This window comes from Pseudomonas sp. FSL W5-0203 (assembly GCF_001896155.1).
GTDB classification, from domain to species: domain Bacteria; phylum Pseudomonadota; class Gammaproteobacteria; order Pseudomonadales; family Pseudomonadaceae; genus Aquipseudomonas; species Aquipseudomonas paracarnis.
In genome coordinates this window covers 362,137-387,469 of the sequence record NZ_MPOR01000001.1, presented here as the reverse complement: position 1 = coordinate 387,469, position 25,333 = coordinate 362,137, and the positions used below count along the sequence as shown (strand labels likewise).

Genomic DNA, 25,333 nt, shown 5'->3' with positions numbered 1-25,333 from the left:
AAGTGACTACTTCAAGGAAAGAACGATGAACAGTACATTTGGAACCGTTGCTGTCGTGGGGCTGGGGTATGTCGGGTTGCCGTTGGCGGTTGAGTTCGGCAAGCACATGCACACCATTGGCTTCGACATTTCCACCACCACGCTTGAGCATTACCGCGATGCGATCGACCCCAGTGGCGAGTTGACCTCCCAGCAATTGCAGGCCGCCATTCACCTGTCCTATAGCCACGTTCCCGAGAGCCTGAACCAGGCGGATATCATTATTGTGGCCGTACCGACGCCGGTCGATATTGCCCATCAGCCGGATCTTTCGCCTTTGCTCAGAGCCACTGAGTGCGTAGGGCGGCATATGAGGCGCGGTGCCTTGGTGATCTTTGAGTCAACGGTGTACCCAGGGGCGACGGAAGAGCAATGCGTGCCGATGCTGGAGCTGCATTCCGGACTGACCTGGAAGCGCGATTTCAATGTGGGTTATTCGCCCGAACGGATAAATCCGGGAGACCGAACTCATACGCTGACGCGGGTGATCAAGGTGGTATCCGGTGACTGCAGTGACTCGCTCGATTGCGTCGCGCGCCTGTATGAGTTGATTGTCGAGCCGGGTGTCCACCGGGCTCCCTCGATCAAAGTGGCTGAAGCGGCCAAGGTCATCGAGAATACCCAGCGCGACCTGAACATTGCCCTTATGAATGAGCTGTCGATCATTTTTTCCGGTCTGTCGATAGACACCACCCAAGTGCTGGAGGCCGCCAATACAAAATGGAATTTTCTCGACTTCAAACCGGGCCTGGTCGGTGGCCACTGCATCGGTGTAGATCCTTACTACCTGACCTATAAAGCCGAGACCACCGGCTATCATCCGCAAATTATCCTCGCGGGTCGGCGTATTAATGACGGGATGGGTAAATGGATCGCCGAAAAAACCATCAAGATGCTGATCGCATCCGGTCGCCCGATCAAAGGCGCCACGGTCAATATGCTAGGGGTGACCTTCAAGGAAAACTGCAGTGATGTCAGGAACTCAAAGGTGATCGACATCGTGCATGAATTGGTTTCCTATGGTGTGACGGTGCATATCCATGACCCATTGGCGGATACGGCGATGGTCCAGCGCGAATATGGCCTGACGTTGACGCCGTGGGAGCAGTTGCCCCAAGCCGACGCCCTCGTGGTAGCGGTTCCCCATGACGAGTTTAAGACTCGATCCATGGAAAAAATGAGCAAGAAATTAGCACCACGTGGCTGTATAGTCGATGTCAAGTCGATACTTGACCGACAGCAGTTTGTTGATCGCGGCTACAGTTTCTGGCGACTCTGATTCAATTCAAGCGGATGGTTAGCTGAGGACCGAATTCTGATACTACGAACGATGATATCTTTGCCCCTAAATATCAGAAGCCTGCTTTGCCCGCCGTACTAGAGTCCTGTGCTCCACAGGACTCAGACCTCTAAGCTCCAATCTGATTCGTAAATGTTTGTAGCGGCATGTAGATTTCTATATCGGCTTAAAGCTCATCTTGTTTTTATTTTTTACCTATTAAATAATTTAAATTTTAATGTGAAAAGGCATTGATATTGCTGTGTCGTCTTGATATTTCTTCCGCGGCGTAGATGGTGGATGGCGTAGCCAACCACTATTATGGTCTTGCCGGTTCCGGCAAAAGTCTAGTCCTTCGGCGTCTCAGCGGTAGAAGAAAAATGTGCCAATATTCTTGAATCTACTGTATGTGCAGTTCCTAAAGATATTTTTTGAAGCTTGAGACAGTGATGTAAACCGACACGCCCAATAACGACGCGCACGGCAGCAAAATAAGCAGGGGGCTGATGCTGATCGGAATGGCTAGGTAGACCGTCCAGGGCACGATGGTCAGCGGAATGATCGTCCCCCGGGCTTTGTGATACAGGTAACTTGACTCGCGGCCGGAGCCGAATTTTCGTAGATCACGCCGCACCAGACCATCGACCAAGCCAGTGAACGCCGCCAGTGCGAACAGTGGAATCGTCAACGCCAGAATGACCATTCGCACACAGAAGGTCAGCACTGTGTATAACGCGGCTAAGCCATAGTCCTGAAATTTGATCATCGCCCGACCGAGTTCGTAGCGAAGGTTCAAGGTTCCCGTTTGTTGTGGTGATGTTGAGCGAGCGTACTGTGTCAGTGCATTTATGTTGTCCTGCATGCCGGTTTTCACCATCAGCCAGTCATAGACCGTTTGTGCCAGCCAGGTTGCCGTACGCCCCGGTTCTTTGATGACAACGCTGTGCAGCAGATCCTGGGACAGCCAACCCAGTTCGTGTTGGAACATCTGCTGAGCATGTTTCCAGCCGGCATCCGGCCAGAACGTGTACATGCACAGCCATTCAACGACGATGGCGCCGAGCAAGGAGCCGAACATCACCCCCAAGAAATGAAAAGGGGTAGAGAACAGCATGCCCAGGAAGTTTTTTTGACCTTCCTGTTGTTGCTGGGCTTTTTCCGCGATATCGGCCATGGCTCTGTTCCTTCAAGCCTATGCGGCTTTTCCGTTATTGGCCATCTGGCGGAAGTCGTCTACCAAGTCATCGGGAAGCGACTCACTTAATGCGTCAAATCCCGGCGCTTGCCACCAGTCGCTGCTGGTTCCGGATCCTTTACGCATGCCCTCAACCAAGGCCTGAAGATCCTTGGGCATCACTTCATCGGGATCGCTTGCCGGCAACGGCATACGAATCTTCCACAAATTCCCCCCCTCTATCAGGGCAAAGCACTGCCCCTTGGGCAGGGCAACCACATGCGCCGGTTCGATCATCGGTACGCTGACACTTTGGATCTGATCGTGGGTGTTAGAGGTGAAAGCAGCGTTGCCGTTAATAGCGTCATTTGCACTGCTTGCGGGTGTACTGGTGAACACCTGGACCTTGGGCAACTGGTTGGTCAGCAGCTCGGCGGTTGCAGTCTCACGTACGCGTAGCATGAACAGGTTGTTGAAGTTACCGATGACCTGGCCAGCTTTAGCCCGGTTACCGATTTTTGCTTCAATATCGCTCATGGTTTGGGTGTAGGCAGTGACCTGCATGCCGGCACCGCCGCCTTTGTTGATCATCGGTATGAATTCATCGCCCATCAGTTCGTTGAATTCGTCCGCATGCACGTTAATCGCTACCTTGCCCCCGGTTGCCCCGGGCAAGCCATCATCGATGCCAAACTTATAGATGTGGCCCGCAACTGACACCAGGTCGCTAAACATCGAGTTGCCCACGGCTGCGGCCACCTCTGTATCTGATAAAGCGTCCAGGCCGACATAGACCACTGCCCGTTTGCGGATGATCTGCATCCAGTCAAAGATCGGGCGTGGATCCTCAAGATCCATGTAGTCGGGAGATAGCAGCTCTGCAATCCGGCCTGTGGTCAGTTTTTCCAGCAACGGCAGTAGGCTGGCCACGATTTTGTCGAAATAGGTTTTGTCATAGCGCACCGCTGATCGCAGACCCTCCATCACTGGGTCGGAGATGCGTTGCTGAGTGAGGTACATGTCCAGGGCCACCACGCGTAGCGGTCGGTCCTTCATGGCAAAACTGAGGTTCTTACGATCGATCTTTCCTTCCAGCTCAACGATGGTTTGCCAGGCTTTGGGATCATTTTCAGCAAAGTGCTTCTGCGCATACTCGATGAACAGCGCGTCAATGTTTGTCACATGCTTGAGGATCTGTTCATAGTCCGGCCGACGTCCCAGTGCCACGAGGGCGCGCGCGATGATGTTGACGAAACGCCAGGCGAATTCCCGGAATGCCGCGGAATTGCCTTCCCCCGAAAGTTGGCCGGCAATGCGGGTGGCAACCTCCGAGATCCGACCAAACCGGCCAACGGCGTTGTAGCGAGCGGAGTGATCGGGCCAGCCCAGGTGGAACACGTAGAATTCCTCCAGTCGGTTTGCGCGCTTGCATTCGATGTACATGCGCTTCAGGAGGTCTGCGTCGCCTTTAGGATCGAAGACAATCACCACTTCGCGGCCCAGGTCCAGTTCTACATTGCGCTGGCTTCGATGAACGGGTTGCACGCGTCGGCCCATATGAACGCGGCGCCGGGGGCTACGGCGGGTACGCCTGATGTCTTGGGTGATAAACAACTCTGCCAGGCGGGTTTTTCCAACACGAGTAGTCCCCAATACAAGGGAGTGTCCAACCCGCTCACCCAGTGGCAGGCTGACATCCGCTTCGTTCGGCTCTATACCGTGTAAGCGCGGTAGCCCCCCGACTGGAGGAAGTGGACGCGCCGGGTTAAATGGCACATCCCACGAGGTAGCCTTTGACAGCAATTTGAGTGGAAAGGGCGCGAACTCCAAACGCTCCTCAATTCTGCGAGCAAAGGTATAGATAGACGTGGGCTCGACATACTCGGCGTATTTTGGGAGGTAAGTCTCCATCAACCGCTGAGTATGTTTTTGGGTCCAGCGAAAGCCTTTACCGATGAATAGCCGCTCATTGCTGACCGGCATGTCTTTGCTGGTCATGGTGTAGTGGGGTAGGCGCCGAATATTGCGCCGGTAACGCAGCACCACCAATGCTTGTTTGAGCCGGACGAACCCTAGACCCAGAAAGCCTGTACCGGCAACCATGCCGAATAAAGGCGTCAGAGCAACCGCCCAGGGCGCGAAAATACAGAGCAACGCCGCAGCGGCACATACGCAAACTGTGTACAGCTCAACAGCAGGGCGTAGTAACGACTCAATGGTGTAGGAGGTGGCCATGGATCACTTCCTATGAGTGAAAGGGGACAGTGGCCCCACTGTTTCGAAATGGAAAACGACTGGCTTGCCTGTCTCAGCGATCAGCCCATAGGACTTGGCCAGGCGGTATATGGGGTGGTAGGTGTTGAGGGAGTTGACGTGTCCAGCAATGCGCTCTCGCCAGACCTCTAATGGCATCGCTGCCTTGCTCAAATTACACGGCACGCACGCGGGCATCATGTTGCTGATGGCGTGGTTCTCTGGCCGCCCCAGAATGATGGCACCTGAGTACTTGCCGTCCACCCTCTCTGGTTCTCGCCATACTGCTTCCATGTGGTCCGCATGCCACCGGTCACCCAACAGCACCCCGCAGTATGCGCAATGGCCCGCGAATTTAGCGTGAAGCTCGCAGCGTTGCTTCTTGGTCAGCTTCATGGGGCCGGGATTCTCCTTTGATGGGTGATGATGAATTGGCCAACTCTTGCCTCGCTTGCTCAACTGCCTCGGGCAGGCGTTCTTTTAGCCGCTGACATAGCTCCACCTCGTCACCAGGTACGCGGGCGATGACGGTGCCGCCATAGAGCTTGGCGACATAGGTGACCTGTTCAAAAAGCAGTTGGCCTGCTCGTGGGTCATCTGGTTGCTTGATGACCAAGGTGATGTGCGTAAGAGAGGCCATACCCTGGTTACTGCTGGATCGTTGTGGCAGTGATCAGCAGCGGGTAATGCTGGATTCCCAGGCGCTGTGCCAGATCATTTGATGGTGCCGGGACCACCTGTAGATTTCCTGCCCATCGTTGGATTTCGGCAAACCGCTCGGCGCTGGCCACGTTAACCACAAGGCCAACGGCCTGCAGTTGCTGTAACTGATCGAGGCGCTGAGATAACCACTTTCTGGAGCTTTCATCGTCGCCTACAAGAAACAATGGTTGCAGGCCTGGTGCATTGATTACCCGGCCCTGGACCTGCCCAGGCGTCAGTTGGTCAGAGCGCACTGGAAACGAGCCTTGCCCACGCACACCAATATTGTCTGACTGTGCGGACTGCTCGGTAGGTTCTGGAGCCAAGTCCTGGTAGTAGGGCAGAGCGGAAACACCCCCTCGGTCTTCAACAACAATCAGCGAGGTGGCATGCACCGCTATGGGGGAGGCCAAACACAGCAAAACAGGCAGATGCAGCAATCTATTCATGGATTATTCGCCATCAGGTTGATACCGGTGACCCGGCTGAGGTGTTTGGCAAAAGCTCGTCGGTAGCGGGCAGCGGGTTCACCTCCGGCAGGGCGGTGGTACCGGCCAGCAGCGGTGATCCAATCGCCTCCTTTAGCTTTTTGCTCAGCCAGGATCTGGGCCGTAACCGAGAGGTTTTTGTACGGATCCAGCCCTTCGCAGGGATAGCTATAACGGTGGCCGTTGGCACCGATGTTGGTTTGTCCAAGACCGACGTCGACCCTACTTGGGCCTGCGGTCTGAAGGGCGATCATCAACGCTCTGCAAGCATCGCTGCGTGTCGCAAAGCGATATCCGGCGCCGGCGACATTCAACGTCCAGGGCCAGGGGACGATCTGGCCGCGAAGTCGGGTGCCACTCTCTTGCAGTGCAACGGAGTACAGCACCTCGGACGGAACGCCGGCAGGCAGGGCAATCAACTGATAGGCCGGTGGCGGAACCTCGGCACCGTTAGCAAATGCCGCGGTGAGCAGTAGCCCCCCCGTTAAAGCCGCGCGAATTACAGACGCTGCCATTGACCATTCACCTCGCGTACCACGGCCGGCAGCTCACCGCCGAGTCCAAGGCCAAGCCATCGACCGGCATCGTGATTCAGTGTGATCTGTCGGCTTCTCACGCTGGCCGGTTCGACTCCGGCCAAGATGGCCCAGCGGCGAATTATTTCGTCATCACCTTGACTACCAACGAAGTACAGATCAAAGGACTGTTTCTGGTTTTGTAAGTCTTTGACGCGGTCAATACATGCGTTGCAACTGTCTTGAACAAAAACGGCTAGTCGTCCAGTGCCTTTCACAGCAGTTACCGCTCCCGAGCCTGGAGCAGATGCAGGGTTGGACGATAGTTGGATGACTTTTTCATTGGGGTAAAGACGTGCGAAGGCTTGGTCATAGGCCCTTTGGTACGCCAGTTCCTTATCGATACGCTGTCGCTCGGCTCGCACCTGCAGCTCTGCATAGCGTCGGCGCTCCTCCTCCGACTTCGCTTCGATGCCAAGTGCTGTCAGAGGATCCAGGCCTGGCGAATAGATTCCGCGAGGACCCTCCATCACAGTTTGAAAGCGGGACCATTCTTGGGGGGTTAATCCCCACTCGCGGGCGAGTTCTGTCTGACTGGCTCCTTGAGAAGAGTTGTGAACTTCACTGTTCTGAGTGTTCGAGATCGACGTTGATTGCCCCGAAGCCGCATGACAGCCGTATGTAAACGCGAAGGTGACCAAGCCTGCAATGAAACCCAAAATGTTCCTGGGCTTCATTGTTTTCGAGGAAGTGGTAGGGGAGTGCATAAAGGAGGTCCTATTGCGCGACGGTTACGGTTTGAGGTGTTCCGGCCACGTCAAAGCGTGCGGATCTTCCGTCCAGCGCGTTGAGTCGCCAGGCGGTGCCCGCCACAGCGTCACCAGGTCGGATAAGGTAAATTTGATTCAACTGCGTGCTGCCAGGCGGTGCTACTGACAAAAAGCGTTCACCGCCGCGATACTCGATACCGACAACGGTAAAAGGGGGTGTTTGCGGTGTGACAGTGGTGGTAGCGGGCGGTGTTGGCCGCTTTGGTTGGCGGGCAACGGGCTTAGGCTTGGGCTTGAGGGGAACAGCAGTGGTTTGTTTGATTCGTGATTGACTGAGTTCTTGAAGACGGCTATCGAGTGTTTCGACGCTGGCTTTGAGGACTACCAATTCACCAGCAGACGCAGCATTTTGAGAGATTTCTTGCGCAGACTCCGTCGCTTGCTTTGCATACGCTTGTGCGGCATCAATTCGATTCGATAAAGCCTGCTGCCCGGCTCGGAAGTCCTCATTGGTCACCAGGTGGTTGCCGGCTACCGTGTCCAGTCGCTCATCGACTTTGCCCAGCCGCGTCAACAACGCATCGAGCGACTCTTTGTCTGCAGTCGCAGCCAAGCTGTTGCTGAGTTGGGAGAGTTGATGATGCTCATAACCCAGAATGCCTGCCAATAATGCAAGGCACAGACTGAGTATCGCTGTGGTTCGAGTAGGGCGTGGTAGGTTCATGGGCGTCCTCGCGCAAAAGCGAATACACCCTCTCAAACCGGTCTCTTAGGTGCATCAGGAAATAGGTTTTCCAGGACGCATGGTTTTTGAAGTGTCGAGTTGGCCGCTGGTAAATTGGGATCGTTATAAAAAAATGGCCACCCGAAGGTGGCCGTCAAACTATGAAGCAATGAGCTGCCTTGCAAGTGTCATTTCAACTGAATCACCATCTTGGTTCAGCGAGTCGAGACCAGAATCTGGCACATCTCCCGACGTGCTTTGAGCCACGGCGATTTTCTTGGCCATCAACTGCAGGCAAGTAATCTGAGAGCTGCCGGCATAGCCAAAAAAAACCACCCGCACCGGCTGCTTTTGCCCAATCCGCCATGACCGTCGAGCTGCCTGTTGCAAGGTGTATACGTTGTACCCCGTCTGCAGGAACGCAATGGTCGGAAAATCGAGCAAATCCAACCCGGTCTTGACCAGCTCCGGGTTAGTGATCAGTACGTCGACACCTCTGTCTACCTGGTCGAGGATCCAATCCTCGCGCCTGGCGGTATCCACTGACGCCCTCAGGACCGCTACTTTTAAACCAGATTGCTCCAGCAGTCGTTTCAGGCGAGAGGTGGTGTCTCGCGTGCCGCTGTACACGGTATAGGCCAGAACCTTCCGGCCTTTGGCTTTTTCCGTGAGGCAGAGGTCGAGCAGTGCTTTCTCCTTCGGCATTATTTGCTCATCTGCAAAGATCGAGGGGACGAACGCCAAGGTATCTTTGCTACGAGGGTGCTTAACGATCTCCGGTCGAAAGCAGCAGTCAGGCCAAGCCAGCAGCACGTTGAGTACTACCCCTAGCAAGGTAGTGTCTCGACGGGCCAATGCTTGGCGAAGTTCCTGCGTCAGTTTTCCTGCCAATTGCTGATAGGCCGACGCTTGTTGTGCAGACATGCTGATATCGACAAATTCCTCCTGGTACGCCGGCAACACGTTGCCACCGATATCTTTAAGTTTCAGAAACACGGTGAACGGCAACACAAAGCGGTGAATGCCTTTAGGGCCGAAGCCTGGGGCTTTCACCGTTCGCACCGAGAGTTTTTTTCCCTTGGCTGTTTTGTGTGACACGTTGTCCCGCTCGGTGTAAATGTCCTTCAATACGCCGTGGTCGCGCATGAATGACATCGCGGCCGGAGCCATACTTCCGCGCGCGTTTGGTTTATAACCGTCCTCGATCATTCGCCGGGTAAGTATTCGGAACAGGAGGTAGAACAGATCATCGGCATAGCCACCCATGAGGGTGCCTGTCAGCAGCACGGTTTTACGTGCTTTCGCTGCCAATACACCCATGGCTTGACCCTGGGCCGAGCCACTGTTTTTGTATTCATGTCCTTCATCCACCACCAGCAGGTCGAAATATCCGTCTGGTAGGTAGCGTTTGATGAACTCGGTGGGTTGGTAACCGCCCTCGCCAAAGCCAAACTCAATGTTGGCCATGGCGCGCTCCATGCGTTTGGCTTGGCGGTCGCTGAAGATGAAATTGCCCTGGGCGTCCATCAGATTGATGAATTCGCTGACGTTGTCGATCAGCATCGAGGCGAGGAAGTCCTCCCCGAAGTCATTCAGCAATTTGTCCGCACGTACTGGACCGATAGTCGGAATCCGACACATCGATTTTAGTATGGTCGCACGACGAGTTCCGTTGTCGGCTTTGCCCGGGCGCATCAGCGTCCAGAGTTGTCCTTGGCAATAAGGGCAGCTCCGACGGCGTTCCTCTCGGTGAAACTCTTCGACAGTCACACGGTTGCCTTCTAAGTCCTCCAGAAGGCGTCCGCAGTCGGGGCATCCTGCGAAGTTGTATCCGCCGCTGGCGCGACGTGGCCAACATACCGTACGCCAGTGATACCCCATGCGCATTCGCACGCGTCCGAGAATGAAGAACTCTTTACGGCCATCGTAAGGATCCCCCAGTTGGTCACGTAGCTTGATCAGCTTAACCAGCGTATCGGGTCCATTGAGAACCCACACGCGTGCGTCTGGGATGGTTTCGAGTATCTCCCGTCGCCATTTGTAGACCAGGTGCGGAGGCGAAACCACCAAAGTGCGGCGGTAGCCCGCACTGTGCATGACAGCGGCTACAGCGATGGCCATCATGGTTTTCCCAGTGCCCATTTCTGCATTGATAACGGCTGCCTGCTCGTTGCGGTCTAGCAATAAAGCTGCAACGGCCTGCACTACATCAGCTTGAGCAGGGAACGGCTGGCGTTTGAGTTCGCTCATAACCCGTTGATGGGCTTCGTTGATGCTGCCGGAATAAACCGGTGGGTTAGAGCGATTGAGGGAGTCCAATAATTCATCACCGAATTCGTCGATGAACTCCGTCAGGCCGATGGCCAAGGGCGATACAGAGACTTGGGATAGGTCGTTCATGAGTGTTTCTCCAATAGGAACGAAACAGGGCATGCACGACACCCCGACGGGTATGGTGAATACCCTGCGGGTTGGTTAACGGATGGCCAGGTTGGCGTGGTGGGTCAGTAGTCCGATGGCAGCAACACGGTTGTTGCACTGCGGTCAGCTTCGGTGATGATCCAGAGCCGGGTCTCATCGCCGGCGCATATGTCATAACAGGAGAACAATCGATCCCCGTAGGTCAAAGCCCGTTGGTTACTGCTCCAGTCTTCTTTGGGCAGTTCCCCCCAGTCACCGGAGAAATGCCGTCGCAAGTAAGTGCTTGGATCGAGATGTCCATGCTCAATCAGGTGGTGCACTGACTGGGTCAGCACCAAGCGGCCAGGTTCAAATGTCACTCGTGGTGGTGGGGTCAGTGTTGGCTGTGTCACCGCCTCATCAGGCTCATGCGGCGTATCCGCCGACGAACTGATGGTGATCACGCGGCCTTGGTTGGCAGAGCCTGGCGTCATGTCCCATGCCCGAATGATGGGCACGAAACGATCAGTCAGGATCCTTACCTCGGACACGTTGCCGTCCTGGTCTTCGGTGAACTCGGTCTTGCGGACCTTATCTTTGTAGGTATCGCCTTTGAGTACCAATACTCGGCCGGTTTTGGATTTCACTACGCCGGAAATCGCACCGGCAGCCAATGCCAACGCCAAGTGCCAGCGCGACAGCTCCCTCACGGGAGGTCGCGGCTGAGCGCCGCTTTGACCAAAGTGCAGTGTGAAGTCAGGCCACATGCCACGAAGTCTTTTGATTTCTTCGCTGAGCTGTTCAGGTTCAAGGCTGATACGGTAGAAGTGATCCAGCTCGTTGGATGCCGGGAGAACCCTGTAGGGCTCCCATGGCCAACTGGTTGGTAACGCTTCCGCGCTCAGTGTGCCGGCACCGATCGCCTGAAGGCGTGCGCGTACGTTTTTGACTTCTTGCGGTCTAGCGAGGTCCTGCCGGCGGATTCGTATACCGAAGATCACTACCTGTTTAAAGGTTGGATCAGCGGCTTTGTAGATCCGCAGTTCAGTAAAGTGATTGCATAGCCAACCACACAGCTCATCGTCCAGCACGTAGTGCGGAACAATCAGCACCAAGACTCCCCCGTACTGCAGCAGTGGCAGCGTCCGTTGATAGAACATCTTCTCCAGGCGCCGACGGCCGTTACCTTGGTACTGAGATGCACCTGCATGGTCAGCGACCAGGTCACCGTAGGGCGGGTTGAGCCAGAGCAAGCCGAAGGCCTGGCGGCTGATCATGGTGTCCATCAAGTCGCTGTGCAGCACGCAATCCAGCAGTGTCTTGCTGTGTTTGGCACGCTCCTGGTCATACTCGACTGCGTAGGTCTCAACGCGGTCACGCCCGAGTGCATGAGCAGCTTCAGCTAAGGCAACGCCTTCGCCTGCACAGGGATCGAAGATCCGCATCTTCCCGCTTGGGGATGGTGCCAACGCTAGTAGGGTGAGTTCCAGCGTCGTTTCGTCAGTGGGGTAGTAGCCATTGCGAGCGAAGTTGCGCGCCAATCGTGGGAACATCAAAGCCATGGTGAGGCTCCTGGATCAATGCTCAAACTGAGCGTGGGTTGAGAGCTGCCCCTGGCGAATGAGCTCGCCTAGGGCTCTTTCGAGAACGTCGAGTTGCAACGTCAAACGCCATGCCGCAACAGCACCGGACGTTCCAGGTAACAGCTGCAGCATGTCGTGTTGGGTGAGCAACCCCATTACCTGCTCCTGCCAATGAGGCAGTAGCGGTAATGGACAGGTGTCCTGTATCAACGGCCAAAGCCGTTGATGAGGTGACTGCCCGTTCTCAAGAAGGGCGTAGGCGAAGTGGTTGGCCCGATCCGGCTGTACGCAGCGTCGGTCAAACAACCAGAGGTGAATCAAGCTGCCGAATAACGTACCGCGCATTTGTCGCGTGGTGCGCTTCTCCAACAGATCGATGTTGGGGAAAACAGGAAGACTTCGGCCATCTACAACGATGTGAAACTGGCTTAGACCATCTTCTGTCGTGCCGAGGGTCAGCCTGGCAAGGAACTCCTGCAGCGCCGTGTCTCGACCCCATGCAGAAAGGAACACCAGGTTGCGTTGTTCGTCACACGCGCAAGCGTCGACGAAAAGATCATTGCACTCCTCGATTGGGAAGAGCGGGGTAGGGCTGGGCATGGGAACCTCCACAATGGAGGGGGAACCCGCCCGGAGGGGCGGTGAGCCCCTCGGGGGTGTTAGCAGTAAGTGTTATTGCTTGGGAAACAGCAGGTTGTCCGATTTGAACGTTTTATCGTTCGGGTCAAACGAGACCGTCTCGTCTTGAAATAGAGGGCTGTGCCCAGTGAGAAAAATTTGTCCTAGGTATTTGTGGCGAAGGGCAACGGCGGCATCGGCTTGTTCTGCCGTCATTTCGAGCTCCTCTACGAAGAAGTCCCAAAGCTCCTCATTCGTCGACACCTCGTTATTGGCGAGCTGATCTTCGATGTTTTCAAGGATTTCTTGGGTCAGGTTATTGAAGATTGGATTCATGTGCTGCTCCTGCTAAGTCGAGGAGCGCCCAAGAGGGAGCCCCTCATGGGTTGTGCCGATTGGCTTGGCGTATCGCGGGCTTCGTTAGGTATTGGAGATATTCCATACCTGCAGTTTGAAGTTGTGTACATAGCCGAGCTCAGAGAGCCGACTGCACTGTTGGCGTAGTTGCTGACGATCAACAGTTGTGTCCAGCCTGACTGTATCGCTTAGAGGCCAGATTGTGCCGAACAACTCGGCATCTGCCTCGAGGTCGTTGGTTCCGCCGGTCGGGGTCATTCCAAACGGGGCATCCTCTTTTGATACCTGTTTACGGGTAGCCGGGACGGCGGGCGGATTATTCCGCTGCACTGGCTTGGAGAGGTTGGAGCAAGACTCTTCATCCATAGGGTCAGGCTCGTTTGGCGAGAGCCTGGCGGCGTCTTCTGGTGTCAGATTGTCGACGTCGTCGAGGCTCATGCTTTCCAGCTTTGCACGGATCTCAACGACCAGGCGGCCTGCTGTGGAGTAATACGAAGGACGGATCTCCGTTATCAGAAAGTCGCCTCGGTATTTGCCTTCATCGTACTGATCGAGGAGTGCGTCTTTGATCACGAACTCACCGATAGAGGTCGAGAGCCGTCCGACGTTGAATTCGCCATTACGGCCGCTGATGGTACGGATGGCCAGTTGGCCGGGGATGTTGATCATGGGCAGCTCCACACTGCTACGAATGAAAAAAGCCCGACAGATGTCGGGCTTTGGGTAGTGCTGTGAATGTCGAAGGATTACGGGCAAGAAGTATGAGTTTCATCCTTGAGTGAGATGTACAGATAGAAAACGCCTGGCGGTGATTCTATGCGGTCAAGTTTTAGGTCCAGCCAGACCCGATCAGTGCTATTGCCGGCAGGCAATAAACGATAGAGGCCGAAATGGATCTGTGTGCTGTCAGGTTGCAAATGCAGTTCTCGGTAGGCCTCCAGGACAACTTCGCCCAGTCGCTTACTGACAACACTTGCATCCTGTGGGTTTTCAATATGCACCGCTTCCTGCCAGGCCCGAGGTGTTAAAACGACCGGAAGCTTGAGCAGGTCAGACGACACGAGGTTAGTGGTGGTTTGCATGTTTATCTCCAGGTGCGAAAACCACCTGGCCCGTTCGGGAGATGGTTCCCGGCGGGGTATTGTTTGCTGTGTGATTTATGCTGTCTTTCGAAGGCTTGCTAGAATCGATTGGTACTTAGTCACCTTCTCGGCCGATAACTCTGCCCAGAATGTGTCGCCCATCCTTTCCGCTTCTGCCCCTTGAGAAAGCCAGAGGTTGATTGATTTCTGCGCCTTCTCCATTTCCGCTGCGCAAGTAGCAGTTGAAGAGACTGATGCAGAGTTTGCAGAGTGTGTTAATAGCGAGTTAGTAGTATTCGGGATGAATATGTTCATCTTCCAGTTCCCAGCGAGCTCTTCGATATTCCTTGAGAAGTCCGTACTCCGATAACAGTGGGCTGTTTTTGGGAGTGAATTCATCTCGATGGTCCATCTTTGCCAATGAGATAACGCCATCCAGAACTTCTAACCAAAGGTCAGAAGTAAGGGTGTAGCGCGGGTCGTCATCGGGATCGAGCGCCGGGTTGCTCGGAAGTAGTTTATCCAGCTCGCTGTAAACACTAGCTTGAGCAGCTAAAAGACCAATTTCGGTCAGCAGCGGCAGTCGTTGAGGATTCATCATCATGGTTTATCTCCAGGGTTCGGAAATCACCAATCCCGAAGTGAGGCGTTCCCTTCGGTAAGAATATTGAAAGGCGCCCAGGGGGGCGCCATGATTTCAATCATGCAGATTGACGTTGTTCAGGTTCTGGTTGTCCTTGGGCGTCATCCGAATCATCTCCAGCAGCGCCATCCTGGGCAGGAAGGGGCTCAGCAGAGTCTTTCGGTTTGGCTTCATAGACAGTTACCCCATCCACCTTGATCCAGCCGATAAACAACAGGCGTCCCTTGAGGCTTGCTCCAGGTTGACCTTTTTTATCGCCTTTTTCGTAGGTAAATGCGTCGGTCCAGATATCACCGATTCGGAAGCTCACAAGGACCTTCTTTCCGGCTTCAACGGCTGCTTGGCTGCGACGAATCAGCTTTTCAGCTTCAGCGCCGACCACGTTGCAGTCGATATAGGAATACTCGGCATCATCCATCGAGCCGCGCAGAGCCGCAACGGTAACTGCCATGAATGGCTTACCTTTGCCGCGAGGTTTCACTTCACGGATACGGTTGAGATAACCGATACCAGTGGTGTGAAGGTCGAAGAATTTTGCTTCGTTGGATTGATTAGTGCTCATGGTGATTCTCCAGTTTCGAAATAACAGAAAGCGGAGAAACACTTCGCCCTAGGGGGAAAGTATTCCCCGCGAGGGTGGGTGGAGCTTAAGGTTTTAATGCATCAGCTTCATTGCAGCAATCATTACACCGACAGCTGCAGACAACATGACGCCCATGCGAATGGTGAGCTTGACTTCAAGCTGTGAAATCTCAGATTTGAACTCTGCAGCAAGAGCAGTTAAATCTGCCTTGGTAGCCAAACGTGAAAGCATGTCGGTCTCCAAAGCTTCAATAACAGCATTTGCCTTCTGTTCCGGGACGTTAATCGAAATCAACGCCTGGTAGAGAGCCAGTTCAGTTTTCATCAGACCTCCAAAAGTGAGAGGCCTGCCCTGACGGGGTAGGCCCGTCATGGGTGGGAAAGGTGCTTCCATCGACTAAGTCGACTGATCGCGCTACCGGAAGCTATGGCGATCTTGGGAGTGGATCAATGCGGAAAACCGCATCGTAGTCTTGCGGATCCAGACTACTTGGGCATGTTGCTGACGACGTCAGCGATACATGTGCAGATCATGGAAATACGATTGTCGCTTGTCAAGCCCCTACCATGAAAACTCTGAGGAAACCTTCCCATTGGGAAGGTTCCCTACAGAGGCGAAGGGCGCAGACTTAGCAAGTTGCTGGCACCAAAGAGCGTGCAGCTGGCTTCTTACGCGGTTTCCGAGCAGGCTTTTCGACCACTCGAGTGTTAGCCGCGTACCAAAGGTTCAGGTCGACACCTTTACGAGTTATTGCCGGCACATGATCCATCTCACGTACGAGACGCTCAGGTACGCAGGGCGGTGGAAGCAACGGAGCTGCTTTGGTATGGATAGCTGTGGGCGCAGCGCTGGTTTTCTTTACCGCACGCAGAAACTGTCGCGTGATGGTGCCAAGCGCGAAACCGAAGCCATAAGCAAGTTTGGACATGGTGATTCTCCTGCAGGTTGAATGCGGAGAACCCACTGACCCCGTTGGGGAAGTGATTCCCCGCGAGGTGAGTTGCATAAGGTGCTTCCATCGACGATTGTCGACCGACCGCGCTACCAGAAGCTCAGCGGTCTTGGGCGGATCTGACACGAACATCGTGTCGCAGTCTTCAAGATCCTGACTGCCTGGGCATGATGCTGACGACGTCAGCAAAGCACGTCCATATCATCGAAGGGGGGATGGTGATGTGTCAAGCGGAGAGGGATATTTCGCGGAGGGCAAAGCAGATTCAGGTCGACAGGAGAAGCTACCGAGAGTAGCTGGGTCAACAGTCACTCTCGGATGTAGTAAGTAGCGTCTTTCAGAAAAAAATACCACCTGTGCGGGGTGAAGGCGTTGTTGATCCCTGGGCTGTGATCTGAACGTCTTACTTCCAACACCTGGCCGATTATCGTGGCTGAGGCCAGCTAGCATAAGGCACGCATCCGCGCACAAAGGGAGCCCTGCGTTTCGCCGGCGGGCCACCGGCAAGGAAAAGCAGCTACCAATAGGTAGCCTGATCATCCTTTGCAAGATGATCAGGCTACCTATTGTGTGAGCTTTAAAAAGTGTGGGCCACAACACCAGTGTGGCCCTTAGACTACGGTGCTTCGAACCTCAACAGAGCCCTATGTGCCTTTGAACTCGCAATTCACGAGTTAGACGGCTGCGTGTCTGGCTTGAACAGGGAGACACAGGGAGAGCTCTGAACCAGGTCCGCACGCCCTTCCCGGAGCTAAGCGTGCTTTGGGGTTGGTGATGAGGCAAGCCGCATCACCGGGCGCTACTGATGACCGCCAGTAGCCAACGGGGTGGAAACGTTGTTGTGATCATTATGTTGATAGGCCGGAGCTTATGCAACCCGGGGCCTTTCAAAGTCGGTCGACCCAGACTAATTGACGGCGACGACCGCACCTTCGGGAATGGGGGACGGAATTGCTATACCGGTCGCCCCAGTTATCTGTGAAATCAGCATTCCTGAACGCTTTAAACCAATGGTAGTTGTCTTTGTCAGGTCTACCAGCACAGAAGGCAAGCCTGACGGTGCAGCCCCATCAAAATAAGTATAGGCCGTTCCTGATGAGATGTAAGAGCCAACGCCCACAGGTTTCACAAACCACCCAGGTAGGTTGAGCGCAGAATCGCTCGGTACCCCACTGAAGCCCGGGTTGGCCTGGGCATATTCGGTAGCGGCAGATCGGTACACCAGAAAGCCGCGACCCAGCGAGTCAAGGGTAGCGTAGTCGGATATACGTTGGTCCTGATGTTGGTTCTCCATGAAAATGCTGGAGGCAATGAGCACAACCATCAAAACGAGCCATTGCATTGTCATGATATGAGCTCCATCCACAGAATGGTGGTTGTTACCACCTACGCGTCAATAACAAACCTATTTCGTGAGGAAAATCAATGTTAAGCAAATTCCTACTAGGCCAAGCGCAACGACAGTCCACTTTGCGGCTCGCTTGATGCTCATTGGTTTGCGTTGTGGATTAATTAATTCCATAGTGGCGATCTTCTTCACTAAATAACGGCCAGAGGGCGTTGGGTGTAGCTTGTAAGTAAAGTCGCCGACCTCGAATGCCTCTTTTCCTTCTAATGCGCGACGCCATAGCACAGTTGAGCATATCCTGCTTCGGGTGCTTAGCCAGGTCTGTAATTCTCCAGCGCTATACTCAACGTTATTCTCAAGCGTCTGCACTGCAATAATCCCCATAAACATACAATAAAACGTTTTTTGAAATTTTATAAATGGATGCTTTATTTGAAGCAGCTCCAATAGAAAAGACCTGGCCAGGAAAGTCGAGATGTGGAGAGAAACCATCCACTTGCATTTCTGAAGATGTACCCAGTCTCGCTATCTCCGATGCCAAAAGCGCCAGTTAAAGAACATGACTTCCATGTAGTGTCGCCAAGCGAGCAGGTCACACTTCCTCTGGCAGGCGCCTGGCAGGTACCCTGGATCAGCTGGAATTCCCACCCACCTGGTCTTTTCCATAAGCCTTGTTCGCAGGACAATGTTATTCCCGCGGCGCTTTTTGCAAGAAGGGTTCGGTCACTACACTGTTGCCCCTCGGTAGCAATGCCTCCCAGAGACAAATATTCATTTGTCTGAATGCGATCATAGGCCGTTATCTTGCCAGTCGAGGTTATCTTTCCACCCCATAGTTCACCACCGGTTGAAAAGTTTTTGTCGTTGTAAACTTGGACCCAGTTGGGGCTATTTTGATAAATTCCGCCTCCCCATTTTTCGCTGTACCATCCTGTGTCACCACGTGTTCTGAACCAACCACCTGTGCTGGTATCACCGGTAATGGTTGCAGTAGCGGCATTTACATTGGCTGTGGCGATGACGTTTCGAGCTGTAATGTCGGCATTAGCCGTTATGTTGCCTGAGGCTGTGATATTTCCTGCGTTGTTAATATTGTGGTTGCCCATCGTGATATCAGTATTCATCGTGTTGAATTCTGGACGGTTTGGCACTGCGTTTCGATATAGATAGTCATTAGCCAACACACCATCCATAAGGAAAAGTGCGCTAGCTGTATGTCCTGGGCCAGGAGCTATAGCATAGTTACTCAGTGCTACCTGCCATCCACCCCTCACGCCCTGGACGATGTTCGGGTTGGCTGAAGAGATGAAGCCACCAGGCCCTCCGAGATTTTCGGCGATGGTTCGGATACCCATTTCTGGAATAGTCTGCCCACCAGTAGTAACCACAATCACTTCCAGTTGATTGGGGTTGGGTTTCCGGGCGAGGCCGAGAATGGTCTGCCCAAAGGCGTTAGTGGGGCTGAAACCTGCAGGAAGGTAGTTGGTGTTGACGAGCATCGGAACGGTTATTTGCACCGGTACGGTTGCTGCCGCGTTGGCCAGCACCACGCTGTAGTTATCCTTCAGATATTTGGCCAATGCCTCTGAAATGGTTCTCTGTTGATCAGCAGCAATTCGATAGTCCTGAGAGTCCATCTGCTTGATTTGCCATGCGATCGCCAAAGTGACGACGACGGAAAAAACGGCCAATCCGATCGCCATGTCCAAGCTCAAGAAGCCCCGCTGCTTGTTCCTACTGGTCATTCCAGAGACTCCTTGATGATTGGTGAGCGATGTCGTGATCGAGCATCGTGATCTTTCCTGCATGGACTTTCTCTCGGATGCCCGGTCCGTCATCGCCCGTGAAAAGCAGGCTCTGGAGGGTTAATCGACGACTCCCTTCGTTGCCGCTTGATAAGGACTGGTGAAGAACGGCCACTAACCCCTTGGAGAGCAGCTCTCGGGCGTTATTGAGTAACGGCTGAGCCAGGGCTGATATACGCTCAATGCCTTGAGTAACGCTGCCTGCATGGCCTGTGCTGATGATGAGATGGCCATTGATCGAGGCTTGAATTACTTGTGCTGCTGTCGAGCTGTCGCGAATTTCTCCCACGAACAGGAAATCGGCTCTTGTGCGCAGCGCTAGAATCAACGCTTCCTCGTATCCCCCCATCCGGCGAGAGACCGGAACTTGAATGCAGCGCCCACTGCCATGCCGACCATTCAAAAACGGTTCTGGGGGATCCTCGACAGCCACACAAATGCCTCCCCAGGCCTCAAGGCGAGCTTTCACCAGTGATGCAGCACTGGAGGTTTTCCCTGTGCCCATTTCCCCACAAATGAATATCAGGCCGCGAACCGTGTCACTCATCAGCGCGTCCTGCAGATAGTCGGGCAGACCCAGCATGTCCAATGGACGGATCTGGACTGAGGATTTGCTTACGACAAACACAGGCTTGCCATTCAAATCCAGCAACTGGGTTACACGAAGGACGACGCCATCTTCAATTAGGGCGAACTCTGGATCCTGGGTTGCCTTGTGCTTTTCCTCGCACTGCGCCCGTAAGCGCTCAAGGTCTGCCCGCCATTCGGCGGGCGCTTCCACCCTTCGTGCCTGCCCAGGGAGACCTTTGGCGTCGGCAAATCCATCGCCGAGGTACAGGTCGACGAATTCAGCATCAGAGATCACGCTCACACTGAATTCCTTAGTACGAAGTCCAAGCGATGGTATTGGCGTCCGAGGAGCAGCTGGTCGCAGCTGCCACCGCAGTGATTTCGCCGGCAATTGCAGTGCCGCCGTTGATCGCCGTCGTTGTCTGTTTGTCCTTGGCCATGTTCGACGCAAGGGTGATGCAGGCATTTTTTGGAAGGTTGGATTCTGTGATGGTGAAGGTCATGCCGTTGCTCATCACGGTCACTGCGCCGTTCCAGCGGTTGGACAGGGCATTACCGTTGATGCTCATGCCGCCAGTTGCCTCGAGGTTGATCAAAGAAGGCGCCAAGTTGGTGCCTGCCGTGGCGTAACCCGTGGTGCTTTTCAGTCGTTTTGTATTGCTCAGCAACGTGCCGAGATTGCTCTGTTCAATAGTGACGTCAGAGCTGCCGAACGTTCTGTAGCCCATGAACACGATGAAACCAAGTGCCACCGCGATCAGCATCAACCAGAACATCCCGTCCAAGGAGAGAAATCCGCGTTGTTTGTTTGGAGTGTTTGTTGGCATTTCCAGTACCTCATTTAGGTTTGATTTAAAGCGTTGCAGTCACATTGCCGGCCAACTGGAAGATCCCGATCACTACCAGAATCATCATGACCCCCATGGCCATGGAGGACATGCCGATAAGAGATTTGGCGATGGCTTCGACGCGCTGAAGTGTTTGCTCCAGCCACCGATTGGAAAACCGTTCCATCGACTCAGCGAAGCCTTTGCGGGTGGCGAGCACTTCCAGAAAATGCATCGCCATGGGGTCTGGGAATTGATGACCCGCAAGCTTCAATGCGGTACCGAAGTTTTTGCCGGCGCTCACTCCGTAATGAATGGCGCTCAGGCGCTCTTTCAACCATGGAGAGGCATTGCGTTGAAGAGAGGTCAACGCATCGAGTTGGTTGATGCCGGAGCGCAGCATCACAGTCATGTTGAGCAGAAAGATCGAACCGTGGAGTGCCTTGTAGACTGACCAAGGCGGGAGCCTCTCTGCTCGCACTCGCAGGATCTGGAGCAGCTTGTTCAACTGCAGCTTCCACGACGGACTGGCGGCCGTGATCTGAAGTCCGCAAAAGACGGGGAGAGTCACTATCGATATTAGGATGAAGACAATCACAGCTATCAGCGTCACAAGTCCGTAGTGGGTCACGAAATTCGATAGGGCGTAGAGGAAGGCCGGCACGCCGGTCCACGCCTCGGGATTGGAGCGTCGTGTCATGGAGGGCACCATCCACACTGCAATCACATACAGCAATGCCGCCATGACGCTCCACACCACGGAGGGGAAAACTGTGGCTGATGCCACGAGTTTGCTAATCCGCTGACGTACTTCGATGATCCTCACGCAGTCCCGAAATGCCTGCACCAGGTTGCCGGTGTCTTCCCCGGAAGCGATCAGAGAGTTCTCGTCATAGGGAACCCAGCCTTCGCAGGAAATGCTCAGGGATTTCCCGCCTTTCACCGATTGCGCAATATCCCTGCATGCAAGGGATACCGGATGTAGCTTCTGGCCGTTATCGCTGAACGCTCTTGCCACCGTATGCAGCGCGTCCTCAAGCGACACACCATCCTCAAGGATGCCCATCAGGCTCTCGTAGAACTGGATTCTTTCGTTTTTGCCAAACTGCTTGGCATAGAAGGTCTCTGCCCAACGATTCAGCATTGCTCTGAAGTCACTCAGCATGAGCGAGCTCCAGGATTTGCTTGTCAAAGTCCAAAGGCCCCACCGTCATCTCGGCGTGGCGGGGGTCTACTAAGCCTTGTTTCAGTTTGATGATCGTGTGTGCGGTCTTGGTTATACCGCCCATTTCCTTGACCCAGTGGCGACGTGCCGCACTTGCACCCTGCCCATTGAAAACGCGCATGAACTCAAGGTCGGTGAGCAAAGTTTCCGCAACCACTGTGCGGCCGGTGATGCCCAAGCCTTTGCAGTGCGGGCAACCAGGACCTTTGAGGTAGGTCTCATCAATAGCTTCCAAATCGCGCAAGCGCTGCACCAACGCACTGTTGAGCTGCCCGAGATGGTCGCGTGCGGGGACGCGGCAGTGGGAACACAGCACGGGCAAGAGGGATTGATTGACCACGCTTGTCATCAGTGCAGGATCAGTAACCAGGTGTCGGTCTACACCCATGTCGATCAGTCGTTGAAGAGCTGCTACAGCGTTGTTGGTGTGCAGTGTCGTCAGCACCAGATGACCAGTCATACCGCCGCGGAAAGCCGCTTGTGCTGATGCAAGGTCCCGGATCTCCCCATACATGAGAATGTCAGGGTCGAGTCGCATGGAATTGGTGATACCGTCATTCCAGGTTTCACCGGCGCCCAGCGGTGACTGATTGGCGAGAAGTGGATATTCAGGTGGATCTTCCATCGTCAGAATGTGTTTTGTTCCACCGCACTCTTCGTGCAAGAGGTTCAGGTTTACCTGCAGCGACTTCGATTTGCCGGAACCGGTGGGTCCAGTGATCAGGTTCACCCCATAAGGCAAGCTGCGGATGCGGCTGAATGCATCAATTTGCTGCGTCAGGAAACCGAGATCACTAAGCGTCATTTTGGTTTTGTCGTCATACAGCAGACGCAAAACCATCAGAGGGCCATCTACGAGCGGCCGAGTGGCGACTCGGGCACCGAACAAACCGAGTTGGTCCACATAGGCGCGTTTTACCCTGGCGTCCTGGCTCACCTGCGGCTGGTAGTGGTCTTTCGCGACATCGCACATGCTGTTGTAGAGGGACGAGCAGAGCTCCATGCCCACCTGGCTCTGGTGCTGTTCTGCCTCCCACAAGAGCCCGTGGATGCGAAAGAAGATTCGAGTGATATCGTGACCTACGACAAAGTGGACGTCGCTGGCATTGCGCCGGTGGGCTTCTCCTAAAAGCTGCACCACCTGGGCCTGGCGCTTCGTCTCAGTCGCCGATAGTGCTTTACCATTTGCATCATCATTGGCGCGGTAGAGTGCCTTGATCGTGCTCATCGAGCAGACCTTGACCTCAAAGTGGTGATTCTCGTGTTCCAGCTGGTCCTCGAATGCCATGACATAGGCATCCGTTTGGTGTTGGGCTGACACATACAAAATCCCATCGCTGGTCAGCGCACATAGTTGACGCAGCTCGGGTTTCAGCTCAAACGGTCCACCAGGGGCCGTCAGCAATGTTTGGTGCGACGTCAGTAGGACTGCAGCAGACTCATCACTGTCAGGCTCTATGACATCTGGTTTTTCAGTCAGGATCGTCATCGAACTTCTCAATCAACGTTGGCCAGGGATCAGCCCAGGCGGCATAGGTGCTGATGGGGTAATGCTGGGGGCTGAATTGTTGACGTTGCTCAAGCTGGCCGGGGGCGTACTGGAAAAGCCGAGGGGGTAGCGCTTACCGCCACGCTCGAGAGTCACGTTTTCGACGGAGAGGATGGCCACGCGATAGCCACCGGGTAACTCCCGAGATGAGGCATCTGCGTCTACTTCAAATCCGCTGCTGTAGAGCAGGGTTGCACGCAGCCGTTTTGCTGAGCCGAATACCGCTTTCACGACAGGCAAGTCAGACTGTGTATCACTGCTGTGCGCCGAGGCTGCAGCCGGCTGTGTGAGGTTTCCTTGAGAAAAAAACATAGTTGACGGCTGCGTCGTCGCACTTTGGTCTTCGCCCTTGATCGATCTTTCGGCCTTGGCCTTCTCGGCTTTGGCATTCAACAAGATCGTCTGGCTTTGAATCTGGGCCAGCTCGCCGACGTTCACCCCAGATAGGGTGTTCTCATCTGCCCAACTCGATGGTGCCCCTAACGCAAGGATGGAGCACAAAAAGCACAGCGCTTTATTTCGCATAAAGGTCACCTCTTACTGACCAGACAAGGTGGCCAGTCTCATATTTGGTTGTGATTTCGCGCAGCCGTAAGCCCTGACTGGGTGCGCCGGATAATGAGTCCAGCGGCGTAATGCCAGTGGCATAGCTCAGCTCGAATTGCTTCCATTGAGGCGGTGGGGGCGGCGGTGGCGCAGGTTGGCCCGGTATCGCTGGTTGAATGGGCACAACGACCGGCACTTCTTTCAGCACTGGGGTTTGAGTGAAGCTGTGCAGCCAAGACGACAGGTTCGCCAACATCACGATGGCGTCTTTTAGAGGCTCATCACCGGCTGCGGGTAGCGAGATGTCGAATTTCAACGTGGCCGAGTTGCCCTCGTCAAAGAAGGCCGGCCGATCAGAAAAGTGGCCCTGCGTCGCCTGTATCAGTTTGTCGGCCGTGCTATTGCCCGAGCGCTTATAAGACGACAAGACCTGTGCACCGTCGCAGACGGCACTCGTGAACTGCCATCCCTGAATGGACAGAGGCAACTGATAAATGACGTTGCTGCAACCCTCCAGGAAATCTGCAACAGATGGACGTTTGGCCCAAGGGTGTTCAAGCGCTTGGGGCGTCTGTTCCATACCGGATTCTTTCTGCAGTCTGGCCAACTCTGCCAGGCGTTGTTGTTCAGCCTGGAAAGCCGCCTCTTTGGCTATCTGGTCCTGATGGTTCTGCCATTGAGCCCATCCGATGATGCCGGCAGCGATCAGCACGCCAAGAACCGCCAGCTGTACAAGTTCTGGTTTGGATAGCCCAAAGACGAGTGGCCGTAGCCGGTACTCGCGTTTTAGATGCGACGGCTGAAGCAGCTCTTCCACGTCCAGTGGTTGACCGCCCATATCGAACTCTGGGGGCAGGTACTCGTTGTCGAAGTTGATCCCACGACTGCGTTGTTGCGCGACTCGGCGGCGGACCTCAGCACCAGTGCCGATCATGTCGCAGCCAGAGATCACGCCACCTTGATACACAGCAACGAGGGCATATTGGTCAATCTCGCTTTCAGTTTTCCAGGCCGCGATCCATGAGTCCCCCAGCTGTCCAGCCAGGGTGGCCGCGAGCGAGTACATCCCTTTGGTGACCTCCTCGCTGCGCGCTACAAAACCTGCCTGAATAATGGCTGGTGTTCTTCTAATGGCGACAATGTCGAGGTGGTGCTCACGACCGTACTGGCGCGCTTCCTTCATGTGCCCGGTGACACTACCCAGCGGATGCCAGCGCAGACCGGTGACAAATGATTTTCCTCGATACTGGAGTACCTGGACTCGAGCAGAGCGTGCATTTTTTGAGGTTTCCGCAACCATG

General features: G+C 54.5%; 28 protein-coding genes. 1 reads left to right on the top strand and 27 read right to left on the bottom strand.

Features of this window, described 5'->3' with window-relative positions; translation table 11 throughout:
- Positions 1–25: 25 nt before the first annotated feature.
- A complete protein-coding gene (locus BOP96_RS01895) occupies positions 26–1,318 on the top strand; it encodes a nucleotide sugar dehydrogenase (protein WP_060765348.1) in 1,293 nt (430 codons plus the stop codon).
- Positions 1,319–1,736: 418 nt separating this feature from the next.
- Here the strand turns inward: BOP96_RS01895 and BOP96_RS01890 are convergent, their stop codons facing one another.
- The 27 genes from BOP96_RS01890 to pilO2 form a co-directional block, all read right to left on the bottom strand.
- The gene (locus BOP96_RS01890) at positions 1,737–2,492 is read right to left on the bottom strand and encodes a TIGR03747 family integrating conjugative element membrane protein (protein WP_060765347.1); all 756 of its coding nucleotides are present in this window, start codon (positions 2,490–2,492) and stop codon (positions 1,737–1,739) included.
- 18 nt (positions 2,493–2,510) lie between these two features.
- Complete coding sequence (traD, locus tag BOP96_RS01885) at positions 2,511–4,727, bottom strand: type IV conjugative transfer system coupling protein TraD (RefSeq protein WP_060765346.1); 2,217 nt, start codon at positions 4,725–4,727, stop codon at positions 2,511–2,513.
- 3 nt (positions 4,728–4,730) lie between these two features.
- Positions 4,731–5,141: an HNH endonuclease gene (locus tag BOP96_RS01880; RefSeq protein ID WP_060765345.1), complete on the bottom strand. Its 411-nt coding sequence runs from the start codon at positions 5,139–5,141 to the stop codon at positions 4,731–4,733.
- Entirely contained in the window at positions 5,101–5,385 is a 285-nt protein-coding gene (locus tag BOP96_RS29370) for a hypothetical protein (RefSeq protein ID WP_073451710.1), read from the bottom strand. Before BOP96_RS29370 ends, BOP96_RS01880 begins: the two co-directional genes overlap by 41 nt.
- A gap of 7 nt (positions 5,386–5,392) precedes the next feature.
- Complete coding sequence (locus BOP96_RS01870) at positions 5,393–5,896, bottom strand: integrating conjugative element protein (protein ID WP_060765344.1); 504 nt, start codon at positions 5,894–5,896, stop codon at positions 5,393–5,395.
- Positions 5,893–6,450 (bottom strand): lytic transglycosylase, encoded by a 558-nt coding sequence (locus BOP96_RS01865; protein ID WP_032877907.1) that lies wholly within the window; start codon positions 6,448–6,450, stop codon positions 5,893–5,895. The genes BOP96_RS01870 and BOP96_RS01865 overlap by 4 nt, the downstream gene beginning before the upstream one ends.
- Positions 6,435–7,187, bottom strand: a complete 753-nt coding sequence (locus BOP96_RS01860; RefSeq protein WP_073451728.1) for a TIGR03759 family integrating conjugative element protein — start codon at positions 7,185–7,187, stop codon at positions 6,435–6,437. The genes BOP96_RS01865 and BOP96_RS01860 overlap by 16 nt, the downstream gene beginning before the upstream one ends.
- A gap of 40 nt (positions 7,188–7,227) precedes the next feature.
- Positions 7,228–7,944 (bottom strand): hypothetical protein, encoded by a 717-nt coding sequence (locus BOP96_RS01855; protein WP_038448855.1) that lies wholly within the window; start codon positions 7,942–7,944, stop codon positions 7,228–7,230.
- A gap of 159 nt (positions 7,945–8,103) precedes the next feature.
- On the bottom strand, positions 8,104–10,344 hold the full coding sequence (locus BOP96_RS01850) for an SNF2-related protein (RefSeq protein WP_060765289.1): 2,241 nt from the start codon (positions 10,342–10,344) through the stop codon (positions 8,104–8,106).
- A 104-nt stretch (positions 10,345–10,448) separates the two neighbouring features.
- Positions 10,449–11,906 carry a DUF6094 domain-containing protein gene (locus BOP96_RS01845; RefSeq protein ID WP_060765288.1) on the bottom strand — a complete coding sequence of 486 codons (1,458 nt, stop codon included), beginning with the start codon at positions 11,904–11,906 and terminating at the stop codon, positions 10,449–10,451.
- Between the two features lie 15 nt (positions 11,907–11,921).
- A complete protein-coding gene (locus BOP96_RS01840) occupies positions 11,922–12,527 on the bottom strand; it encodes a hypothetical protein (protein ID WP_060766608.1) in 606 nt (201 codons plus the stop codon).
- A 72-nt stretch (positions 12,528–12,599) separates the two neighbouring features.
- Positions 12,600–12,881 (bottom strand): hypothetical protein, encoded by a 282-nt coding sequence (locus BOP96_RS01835; protein WP_032877894.1) that lies wholly within the window; start codon positions 12,879–12,881, stop codon positions 12,600–12,602.
- 84 nt (positions 12,882–12,965) lie between these two features.
- Positions 12,966–13,571, bottom strand: a complete 606-nt coding sequence (locus BOP96_RS01830) for a DUF3275 family protein (protein WP_060765464.1) — start codon at positions 13,569–13,571, stop codon at positions 12,966–12,968.
- 77 nt (positions 13,572–13,648) lie between these two features.
- Positions 13,649–13,984, bottom strand: coding sequence for a hypothetical protein (locus BOP96_RS01825; RefSeq protein ID WP_060765463.1), 336 nt, complete (start codon positions 13,982–13,984; stop codon positions 13,649–13,651).
- Between the two features lie 286 nt (positions 13,985–14,270).
- The gene (locus BOP96_RS01820) at positions 14,271–14,588 is read right to left on the bottom strand and encodes a hypothetical protein (protein ID WP_032877888.1); all 318 of its coding nucleotides are present in this window, start codon (positions 14,586–14,588) and stop codon (positions 14,271–14,273) included.
- Positions 14,589–14,685: 97 nt separating this feature from the next.
- A complete protein-coding gene (locus BOP96_RS01815; protein WP_008437365.1) occupies positions 14,686–15,189 on the bottom strand; it encodes an STY4534 family ICE replication protein in 504 nt (167 codons plus the stop codon).
- Between the two features lie 93 nt (positions 15,190–15,282).
- Positions 15,283–15,534, bottom strand: a complete 252-nt coding sequence (locus BOP96_RS01810) for a hypothetical protein (RefSeq protein WP_008437363.1) — start codon at positions 15,532–15,534, stop codon at positions 15,283–15,285.
- A gap of 304 nt (positions 15,535–15,838) precedes the next feature.
- Positions 15,839–16,138, bottom strand: coding sequence for a hypothetical protein (locus BOP96_RS01805; protein ID WP_073451708.1), 300 nt, complete (start codon positions 16,136–16,138; stop codon positions 15,839–15,841).
- 931 nt (positions 16,139–17,069) lie between these two features.
- Positions 17,070–17,510, bottom strand: coding sequence for a type IV pilus biogenesis protein PilM (gene pilM / locus BOP96_RS01800; protein WP_060765462.1), 441 nt, complete (start codon positions 17,508–17,510; stop codon positions 17,070–17,072).
- 57 nt (positions 17,511–17,567) lie between these two features.
- Positions 17,568–17,957, bottom strand: coding sequence for a hypothetical protein (locus tag BOP96_RS29365; protein WP_127880780.1), 390 nt, complete (start codon positions 17,955–17,957; stop codon positions 17,568–17,570).
- Positions 17,939–19,255, bottom strand: a complete 1,317-nt coding sequence (pilV, locus tag BOP96_RS01795; protein WP_060765461.1) for a shufflon system plasmid conjugative transfer pilus tip adhesin PilV — start codon at positions 19,253–19,255, stop codon at positions 17,939–17,941. The genes BOP96_RS29365 and pilV overlap by 19 nt, the downstream gene beginning before the upstream one ends.
- Positions 19,245–20,186 (bottom strand): ATPase, T2SS/T4P/T4SS family, encoded by a 942-nt coding sequence (locus BOP96_RS01790; protein WP_008437359.1) that lies wholly within the window; start codon positions 20,184–20,186, stop codon positions 19,245–19,247. Before BOP96_RS01790 ends, pilV begins: the two co-directional genes overlap by 11 nt.
- Before the next feature lie 10 nt (positions 20,187–20,196).
- The gene (locus BOP96_RS01785) at positions 20,197–20,712 is read right to left on the bottom strand and encodes a type 4 pilus major pilin (RefSeq protein ID WP_175562970.1); all 516 of its coding nucleotides are present in this window, start codon (positions 20,710–20,712) and stop codon (positions 20,197–20,199) included.
- Positions 20,713–20,737: 25 nt separating this feature from the next.
- Entirely contained in the window at positions 20,738–21,877 is a 1,140-nt protein-coding gene (locus tag BOP96_RS01780; protein ID WP_060765460.1) for a type II secretion system F family protein, read from the bottom strand.
- Positions 21,867–23,426: a GspE/PulE family protein gene (locus tag BOP96_RS01775; RefSeq protein ID WP_060765459.1), complete on the bottom strand. Its 1,560-nt coding sequence runs from the start codon at positions 23,424–23,426 to the stop codon at positions 21,867–21,869. Before BOP96_RS01775 ends, BOP96_RS01780 begins: the two co-directional genes overlap by 11 nt.
- A gap of 12 nt (positions 23,427–23,438) precedes the next feature.
- Positions 23,439–24,011, bottom strand: coding sequence for a type IV pilus biogenesis protein PilP (gene pilP, locus BOP96_RS01770; RefSeq protein ID WP_060765458.1), 573 nt, complete (start codon positions 24,009–24,011; stop codon positions 23,439–23,441).
- Positions 24,001–25,332 carry a type 4b pilus protein PilO2 gene (gene pilO2, locus BOP96_RS01765; RefSeq protein ID WP_073451705.1) on the bottom strand — a complete coding sequence of 444 codons (1,332 nt, stop codon included), beginning with the start codon at positions 25,330–25,332 and terminating at the stop codon, positions 24,001–24,003. Before pilO2 ends, pilP begins: the two co-directional genes overlap by 11 nt.
- Position 25,333: the final 1 nt, after the last annotated feature.